Below are 9,294 nucleotides of genomic sequence, written 5' to 3' on the forward strand. Positions count from 1 at the left end.
AATAAGTCTCCTTTTTCTCAGATAAAAAATAGTATATAATATAGTTAAGACCTTAAAAAACAATTCTATTTATTTATTTTATAAAGCTAAATATATCATAATACTAAAAGAAGGCAGAAAAACAAAATAACTTTATGTACGTGAATAAAATACCCAAAAAATACTTATTCATTTCTTTTTTTATCTTTTTGTTGGCCGGTTTTTTTTATTACCGTATGTTTTTTAATTTGGAAACACAACCAAACCTTTTTCATTATAACCAAAATAATCCATTATTCAAGACAAACGATAACGATATGAAAAAGAAATGCGAAATTATTGAAAAAATTCACAAAAACATCCAAACTGTTTTCGAAAAAGAAAAAAACAAAGAAAAACCAGCTTCTTCTTATGAATTGAAAAGGCATAAATTCCACATTGGCGAAACAGTATACGCTTTTACCTTGGATACAAAAGAAAATATCAAGCCATTCCAAGAAGGTATCATAAGTGAAGATTACGACGAAAATAATACCCATTATTTGCCCATTTCTATTAAAGGTAAAAATAATAAAATTTTTTTCAACAACAAAGGTGAATTTATCGGCATTTCTTTGCCTGATAAAGAGAATAAAAATAACAAAACCGAAATTAACTATATTATCACTTCTAACAGTATGTATAATTTTTTAAAATGTATCATCCATACCATAACCATAGAGGAAGATGAAGAATTTTTCCAACAAGAAGATACTCATAATAAATTTTTTTTGCCAATCAAGATCAAAGAAAAAGGCCAAGAAGACAAAAAATTTAATATCTTCTTAGATCAAAACGGTCTTTTTTTAGGTTTAATTCATCAAAATTTTCCTGAAAAAGTTATCTCCTTTGAACAATATTTAAAAAAATACTTAATTGATACTTATTGTTCAGCCTCTTTAAAAAATATTGAAAAACCACATCATACAGAATTGCCTACTGAAACCATTTCTCCTTTAGAAGATTCGTCTCTTTCTGAAAAAGAATCATTATCCGGCAAAATTCGTTCTTTCTCGAAACTTAATTTTTTAATCAATTATAAAGATTTTCTAGGTTCTGGTTTTATTTGGGACATAGACGAAATTAAAGATAAATATACAGGGGAAATAAAATATAAATATTATCTTTTAACGAATCGCCACGTAATAGAACACGCGCGCAAAAACGAAATTATTCATATTTTTAACCACGAATTTAAACAGAAAACAGCTTCTGTATATAATTATATCGATAATAAGCGCGATACAGATGACATAGGTATTGTCACTTTTATTGATTCCGACCATGAATTATTTAAAAAAGTGAAAGATATTTTAAAAACAGCGAAAAAACCTTTTCTCCAACAAGAACCATCTCTACCCTTAAAAGAAGGGGAAGATATTTATAGTATAGGTTCTCAATTGATAAAAAACCCTAAAATACATTTCACTTTCGTATACGAAAACGAAATACTACAAAATCAAGAAAATAATTATCCTTTTTTAGGTTCCGGATGGCCTTATGTCAATCCCATCTCTCAAAATCCTAGACAATATCCAGAAATTAATTTATTGAAAAAAGGTAGCATTATTTACCATAATGAAAAAGAAATTAATTTCAATATTCAAATCGATAGCGGCAATAGCGGAGGAATGGTGTTTAACAATAAAGGTCAAATTATAGGGATGAATAGAAGCGTTCTTCAAGGTGATAAAACCACCGATAGTTTTTCCCAAGCGATCAATATGATCCACATTAACGAAAGATTTGAAGAAATGAAACAAAGACTTCAAGTAAATCCAACTTTTGAAGGTAAAGATTACCAAAGTATTTTGCAAAATAAAATAAAGAAATTTCAAAATAAATTTAAAGACAACAAACCTAGCAAAATAAATTTTTTTGTTCAAGATTTATTGCTCTTGGATCAAAAACCAATCGTTTTTTTTTCCTCTTCTCAAGAGAAGACAAAAAAAACGAACAAATTTTTGATTTATTTAGTCGGCAATTACGATTATAAAGAGGAAATCTTTTTCATGGACCCTCATCAAGAAGATTTAGAAATTCACTTAAACAAAATAGATGGCAAAAAGGGATATGAAAACTTAGAATTAATTATACACAAACGCAATAAAGAAAATAAAAAAATCTCCGCAACTTACACACGTAAATTTAATAACTATGACTTATATAAAGGCGATAACTCTTTTTTATCTTTAGAATTAAAAAATGCCCCAAAAAAAGAAAAGATAGATTTATCAGATAAGATCAAAAATTCTTTAATCGTTTGGCATAAAGGTAACGGTCAAAACGGTAATGGCGTTATTCTTCATCAACAAAGATTAGCCAATAATAAATTTTTATATTACGTTTTATCTAATTACAATAATGACTATGAATTTGAAGATCAAAAATACGAAAAGATCGATAATTGGATCCATAATTTTATCAATGTTTTTTCAGATGAAATTAATATTATTACCTCTACTCCTGATGAAGGCAAAAGAAAAGAAAAAGGACATTTACAAAGTTTTCTTTTTGATAAAAATAATTTAATTTTATTAACTTTTGAATCTGATTATAATTATCCTATCGCAGAAATGACCAAAATTTCAGATTTAAAAATAGGCCAAGAAGCGTATTATCTATTCAATTCAGATAATAAAGTTAATTTTCCCCAATTTTTCAAAAGCAAAGTCGGCAGTCTGAAAGGAGATTCGGCTTTATTTGATTCTGTTTTCAACTTAAAACATAAAAAGAAAACATTAAATTTTCTTTTTTTTGATAAAGATAATTATTTTATCGGGATCAATGATGTTGTCAGCGACAATTTCAACACTCCACTTCACTTTATAAAAACTTCTAATATCAAAGAGAAAAGTGTGGTTAAATTGTTCCGTTATCAAAAATTAAAAAATAATGCTAACCAAATTTTTTCAATTATTTTCTTAAATATTATCCTTTTTATTGTCATTATCTTTTTGCCTAATGATTACAACAAAAGAAAAAAGAAATGGAAAAAAATCCATATTTAATCTTGGTTTCTATTAGCTAAATCTCCAAAAATAAAACCTTCCCCAAATTCATCTAAAGGTTATACTAAAAATGAGTCCTCAGAGGTTTTCTTTTTTATTTTTATAAATCTTTTTATGTTATAATGCAAGCGGATTATATTTGTTTTTTAATATTGAATTTTGGAAAAGAAAAATTCAAAAATGATAATATAATCCATTATAATCCATTTTAAACATCAAACTTAAATTAGAAAAGAGTTTAGAACAATAAACAATTATCATTATCACATATCACATCAAAAATCAATAAAAAAAATCTTTATTCTCCTTTTAACCGTTTTTCTTTTGGTTTTAATTAATAATAAGCTTCTTTTCGGGGCTAACAATAATTTAAAGAACGTTATTCCCATACGTCAAGAACTATTAAACAATAAAGAAATAGCAGAAAGAGAATTAGGGATTGCTAAAAAATTAAAACAACTAATTCAAAATCAAAAAGAAGATCATTCAGAATTTGATGGATTTATCGATAATTTAGAAAATCAACAAAATTCTCAAACAATTATCAGCAAATGGGCAGCTTGCGAAAAACAATACCAAACAGCACAAACAGAAGCAGACATAACAGAACATGAAAAAGAAGAAGACAAAGAAGAAAAACCCTCTTTTGACGATTTATTAACTTCATTCAACAATGTTAATGAAGAATTTAAAAAAATTATCACTCGACTCAAAAAATACAACACCAAATTAACCAAACAAAGAGTAGAAGAAAAACAAAAATCAGTCCAAGAATGGTTGTCATTAGTGAATCTATCTGCGGGAGATAACGAAGTCTTAATCGCTTTCAAAAAAGAGATTACTGACCAAATCCAAAATGATGAATTAGACAATAGCGCTTTATCTTTGATGAAAAAAGGGAACGATTTATTTGAAAGTTACGAAATAGAGGATAAAAGTCCCTCTATGAATAATAAATTAGACCGCGCGAAAATTTATTTCGAAGATGCATTACAAAAATATAATCAAATAAAAGAAAAATTAAAATCATTCATTAATTACACATTAGAAAAACCCCAAGAAAAAAAAGCTCAATTAGAACGTTTAGAAAAAAACCAACAAGCCTTAGAAAAATGGCAAAACATTTTATTAATCCTGATTATCTTTCATTTGATTATATTCGCTTTATATATAATTTATCTTTCTTTTAAAACAAAAGAAAAGAAAACTTTTTTCCCTGAAAAACAGGAACCAAGTCTTAATATTGAAAAATAAATAAAAAAGAGCCTATAAAGCTCTTTTTTATTTATTTTTATTAAACGAATTTATATCATCAATTATCACATCAAAACAACAAAAGCGATAGCGTAATTATCTGTGTGCGAAATAGAAATCATGATTTTATTTTGATAAGGATCAATAACGCAGGGCAAACCATAAGGCTCATGGTTTAAAATAGACCAATCAGAATAATTATGAGTTAAATCGCCTTTAGCGTAAGCTTTAAAAATAGCTTCCTTAGCGGCCCATCTTCCTGCGACATAACTATACTTTACCTCTTTATTAGTGATAGTAGCATAACATTCGTGTTCTTTAAGAGATAAAATTCTATTAGCTATTTTGTCCAATCCAACATCTTTTATTTTTTTTATTTCGACCAAATCCACACCAATATTTTTCATTTTATTATTTTTTACCTTTTTTCTTTTTATCTTTCGGATAACCTTTGTTCCAGTTCTTCTTCATTAATAATTTTAATTCCTAAAACGCGAGTTTTGACTAATTTAGAACCACTATCGTGACCACAAATTAAATAATCTATGTTTTTAGAAACAGAATTAACGATTAAAGCGCCTTTTTCTTCTAAAAGAGAAGATATTTCTTTGCGCGAATAATGTTTCAAACTACCTGTTAAAACAATTTTTTTACCTTTAAAAAAATTATCTTGAACTTTTGTTTTATTTTTATAATCGTTTTGAAATTGAAGATTATGTTGCATTAAAAGATTTATTTCTTCCCAATTTTGAGGTTTTTTAAAATAATCTCCCAGACTTTCAACAATTTTAATACCTACTTCAGGGATAGACAATAAGTCCTCTTCAGTAGCTTCTTTTAAAGCATAGATGTTGTGATATTTTTGAACTAAAATTTTAGCAACCTTAATCCCAATATGTTTAATACCTAACGCGAACAAAAGCCTTTCAAAAGGTTGAGATTTGCTGGTTTCTAAAGCTTTTAAAATATTGTTAACCTTTTTACTTTTAAAGCCTGGCAAGTCTTCTAATTGACTACGAAAAGAGTTTAAAGAGTATAAATCAGATATTTTTTTAACAAAACCTTTTTGAAAAAACAGAATTAAAGTTTTTTCTCCTAAAACATTAACATCCATCGCTTCTCGGGAAACAAAATGGATTATTTTTTTAATTTGTTTTTCTTCGCAAACTTCATTTAAACAAAAATAATCTACTTCATAAGCTTTTTTATCTAACTGCGTTTGACAAAAAGGACAATGAGTAATCATTTTAAAAGGAGTTTGATCGGTCCTTTTTTCTTGAATAATGTCAATAATTTCAGGAATAATAGAACCGGATTTATGTATTAAAACAGTATCCCCAATCCTAATGTCTTTTTTGCGAATATAATCATAATTATGCAAAGAAACTTTAGAAATAACACTACCACTAACCATAACCGGCAATAATTCCGCTACAGGAGTCACAGAACCAGTTCTACCCACTTGAAAGGTAATTTTTTTAACAATAGTTTCTCCTTGGGAAGAATTAAATTTATAAGCTATGGCCCATTTAGGGAATTTACTAGTATAACCAATAAGGGGATGAAGTTCTAATTGGTTGACTTTAACCACAACTCCGTCCGTATCATAAGGTAAAGTATCTTTTAATTTTTCATATCGATTAATATGAGTAATTAATGCTTCAAATGAATCTGCCACATGATAATAAGGATTAACAGAAAAACCCATTTCCTTTAAAAAGTCCAAAACCTCTTTTTGAGTTTTAACAAAAGCAGGCGGTTTGACGATATGATAGATAAAAGAAGACAAAATCCTTTGAGATACGGTATCAGAATTTAATAACCTAATTGTCCCTGAAGCGGCATTACGAGGGTTGGAAAAAGGAGGTTTATTATTTTTTACCTGTAAAGTGTTTAATTTTGCAAAATCATCATGTTTAAAAAAAATTTCCCCTCTCACTTCTAAATCGATATCTTTTTGTAGTTTTAAAGGAATATTTTTAATGGTTTTAATGTTATCAATCACCGCTTCTCCTACCTGCCCGTTCCCTCTAGTAGTGGCTTGGACTAAAATACCTTTTTCATATTTTAAATTAATCGCCACTCCATCAATTTTCAATTCCGTAATAAAATGGGAACGACTGACTTTTTTAAAAACACGATTATAAAAGTCTTTTAACTCTTTAAAGTCAAAAACATTTTCTAAAGATAACATGGGCACTTCGTGAACGATTTTTTTAAATTTAGAATTAACAGCTCCGCCTATTTTAAAAGTAGGACTATAATTTAATCTATATTCAGGGTACTTTTTTTCCAAAGAAATCAATTCTTGCAAGGAAGCGTCATACTGTTGATCTTTTATTTCAGAAGTGTTTAAATTATAATAATCATAATTAGCTTTATTAATCAAGTCTGTTAAAAATTTAATTTTATTTACTATTTCTGTCTTCATTCTTTTCACCTTGCTTAAATTATAACATATTAACGCTATTTATCCTTAAGAACGTTAAAAAACGTTCTATATTTTATTTCCTTTTTAAAAGAAAAGACCTTAGAAAAGGTCTTTTAAAAAGGTAAAACAGAAATTATTTAAAAAGAAAAGATCAATATTCAGAATATTTTAAAGCTTTCTTAATTCTTAAATTATCATCTTTTTTCTTTAAATCAGCTCTTTTATCGTATTTTTTCTTACCTTGAGCTAAAGCGAACTCTAATTTAAAAAAGTTTTTAATTAAGAATAGTTTAATCGGAATAACGCTAAAATTTTTCAATTTAATTTTACTTTTTATTTGTAAAATTTCTTGCTTTTTCAACAAAAGCTTCTTTTTCCTATTTTCTTCAAAATCAAAATTATTACTAAAATCATATTTAGTGATTTTCATATTATAAACAAACAATTCATCGCCCACAAAATAAATGTAAGAACTATCTAAATTAACTTTGCCTAAACGGATAGATTTAACTTCGTTACCCAATAATTTAATTCCAGCACAATATTTTTTATCTAAGAAATAATCATAAGAAGTTTTTTTATTTAAAATGACAGTTGTTTTCATTGTTATTCGTCATCTCTTTCGTTATTTTATCAAATGCGAAATAAAAATAACATAAAAACAATTATAATCATTCATACATTTCAAAAAATAAATTTTAAAAATAAAAATTAGACATATCATTGGCGATAAGTCTTTTTGAAAAATAAGAAAACTACAACAATTAAAACAGTGTTATTTTTTAGTGATTTCTTGGTAAGCAACTAAAGAACGTTTAATAACTTTTTTAGCTTCTTGTTTTCCTTCTATTTTTTCTATAGAAACTGTTTTTTTGTCTAAATCTTTATAATGAAGTAAAAAATGTTCTATTTCGGCTACTAAAGGTTGAGGCAATTCTTTAATATCTTGGTACTGTTCCATTAAAGGATCTCTCACAGGAACAGCGATCAATTTTTCATCTAATTCTCCGTTATCAATCATGCGAATAACTCCGAGAGGACGACAATTCACTAAAACCATCGGATCTAAGGGCGCTTGGGATAAAACAAAAACATCCAGCGGATCGTTATCTTCGCAATAAGTTAAAGGGACAAAACCATAATTAACAGGATAACAAAAAGACGTCGTCAAATAGCGGTCTAATGATAACAAGCCTGTTTCTTTATCAATTTCGTATTTTTTCTTACTACCTTGAGGGATTTCGATTAAAACAACAAATTGGTCTTCAGTGATTCTCTTAGGATTAATATCGTTCATTATATTCATAATTTTCTCCGTTTAAAATTAAAAATTTATTTTATTTATTATTTTTTTGCACTATTCAAGATAATGTTGATTTTTTAAATGCGTGCGTTAAATAAAGATATCCCTTTAACAAACAAAGTTTTCCTTTTTAAAACGTTAATAGATAAATGATTAAAAAACATCTCTTTATTTTTCTGGATGCTAGAAATCATCACTTTATCGATAAATTGTAATTTTTCTGGTTCATTTTTTTCTTCGTTAAAAATTTCATATAAATAAAGATAAAAATTGTTTTCTGCGTCATTTTTTATTTTTAACAAAAAGCCAATAGTTTGATGTTGTGGTGCAAAAGATAAAGTCAGTTTCATTTCTTGTAAGGGTTTGATTTTTTTATTTTCCAAAGTAGAATGGATGGAAAATTTTTCTGGAACATATTTATAGCTTAAATTTTTAATCAAATGAAATAATAAATTTTGCTCCAAGGACTCAATATCAGTTGAAGTAGTGATTTTATCCAATAACTGTTCGATAGAAAGGTCTACTTCTTCAGAAATATTTTCTCCTTTCACGATTTCCATTAAATGTTGAACATAAATCACTAAATGTTTTTTTAAAGTATCTAAATCATTGTCTCTAAAATGTATTATTTCATGGATCAATTCTAACAAAGAATAACCTGTGTTTTTACAATTGCAAAACGAAATATTAACCGAATCGACCGCCTTTATTTCGTTCTTTTTAAAATAAAAACACCCTAAAGATGGTTCTTTCTTCAATAAACGATAAAAATCAACTGTTTCTAAAGCTATTCTATCGTATTTATCGTCAACAAACTCTTCTTTAATGCCGGAAAAATCAATCAAATCAAATAAAAGATTAACTTTAGGAATATGATGATCCACAAGGCCAAAACATAACTGTTTAAAGTTTAACCATTCTTGGAAAGAAATACAAGGAACTGTTTTAACTTGGGCTACATTATAAAAAAGCCTTATTTTTTTAGAAAACAAAGAACCAAAATCATGTTTCCATCCTATAAAAGAATGTTTTTTGGATGAATTTTTTTTATAATGATTTTCTAACAACGAAAAAGAAACATCAATCGCAGCGGATTCATCAAATTTTTCTTGTTGCGAAATTATATCATCATCTGAAGATAAAGATTTTTTATCTATCATTTGTCTTGTTTTTTTTTCTTCTAAAATGTTTAATTCTATTTCTTCTTTTTTTTGGCTTTTTTCCATAGCATAAACAGAAAAAGAGTTAAAATAAAATAAAACTGTCGAAATAAAAAA

General features: G+C 26.9%; 7 protein-coding genes. 2 read left to right on the forward strand and 5 right to left on the reverse strand.

All coding sequences use genetic code 11. The features are described 5' to 3' along the window. The first annotated feature begins 134 nt into the window (after positions 1-134). Positions 135-3,029, forward strand: coding sequence for a S1 family peptidase (locus RI68_RS02425; protein WP_017193651.1), 2,895 nt, complete (start codon positions 135-137; stop codon positions 3,027-3,029). Between the two features lie 324 nt (positions 3,030-3,353). Then, entirely contained in the window at positions 3,354-4,283 is a 930-nt protein-coding gene (locus RI68_RS02430; protein WP_017193652.1) for a hypothetical protein, read from the forward strand. A 65-nt stretch (positions 4,284-4,348) separates the two neighbouring features. Here RI68_RS02430 and RI68_RS02435 read toward each other — a convergent pair whose 3' ends face one another. From RI68_RS02435 to RI68_RS03940, 5 genes are all read right to left on the reverse strand, one after another. Continuing rightward, positions 4,349-4,690, reverse strand: a complete 342-nt coding sequence (locus tag RI68_RS02435; protein ID WP_017193653.1) for a holo-ACP synthase — start codon at positions 4,688-4,690, stop codon at positions 4,349-4,351. A 26-nt stretch (positions 4,691-4,716) separates the two neighbouring features. Beyond that, positions 4,717-6,714, reverse strand: coding sequence for an NAD-dependent DNA ligase LigA (ligA, locus tag RI68_RS02440; RefSeq protein WP_017193654.1), 1,998 nt, complete (start codon positions 6,712-6,714; stop codon positions 4,717-4,719). 151 nt (positions 6,715-6,865) lie between these two features. Beyond that, positions 6,866-7,318, reverse strand: a complete 453-nt coding sequence (gene smpB / locus RI68_RS02445; RefSeq protein WP_017192550.1) for an SsrA-binding protein SmpB — start codon at positions 7,316-7,318, stop codon at positions 6,866-6,868. Positions 7,319-7,489: 171 nt separating this feature from the next. Beyond that, on the reverse strand, positions 7,490-8,020 hold the full coding sequence (locus RI68_RS02450) for an inorganic diphosphatase (RefSeq protein ID WP_017193655.1): 531 nt from the start codon (positions 8,018-8,020) through the stop codon (positions 7,490-7,492). 74 nt (positions 8,021-8,094) lie between these two features. Continuing rightward, the coding region (locus RI68_RS03940) for a hypothetical protein (protein ID WP_038104683.1) at positions 8,095-9,294 on the reverse strand (1,200 nt) is incomplete at its 5' end.

This window comes from Vaccinium witches'-broom phytoplasma str. VAC (assembly GCF_000309405.1).
Classification (GTDB): Bacteria; Bacillota_I; Bacilli_A; order Acholeplasmatales; family Acholeplasmataceae; genus Phytoplasma.

Coding starts and splice junctions, on each gene's coding strand:
- RI68_RS02450 (WP_017193655.1), bottom strand. CDS start 8,020: ATGAATATAATGAACGATATTAATCCTAAGAGAATCACTGAAGACCAA.
- ligA (WP_017193654.1), bottom strand. CDS start 6,714: ATGAAGACAGAAATAGTAAATAAAATTAAATTTTTAACAGACTTGATT.
- RI68_RS02425 (WP_017193651.1), top strand. CDS start 135: ATGTACGTGAATAAAATACCCAAAAAATACTTATTCATTTCTTTTTTT.
- RI68_RS02435 (WP_017193653.1), bottom strand. CDS start 4,690: ATGAAAAATATTGGTGTGGATTTGGTCGAAATAAAAAAAATAAAAGAT.
- smpB (WP_017192550.1), bottom strand. CDS start 7,318: ATGAAAACAACTGTCATTTTAAATAAAAAAACTTCTTATGATTATTTC.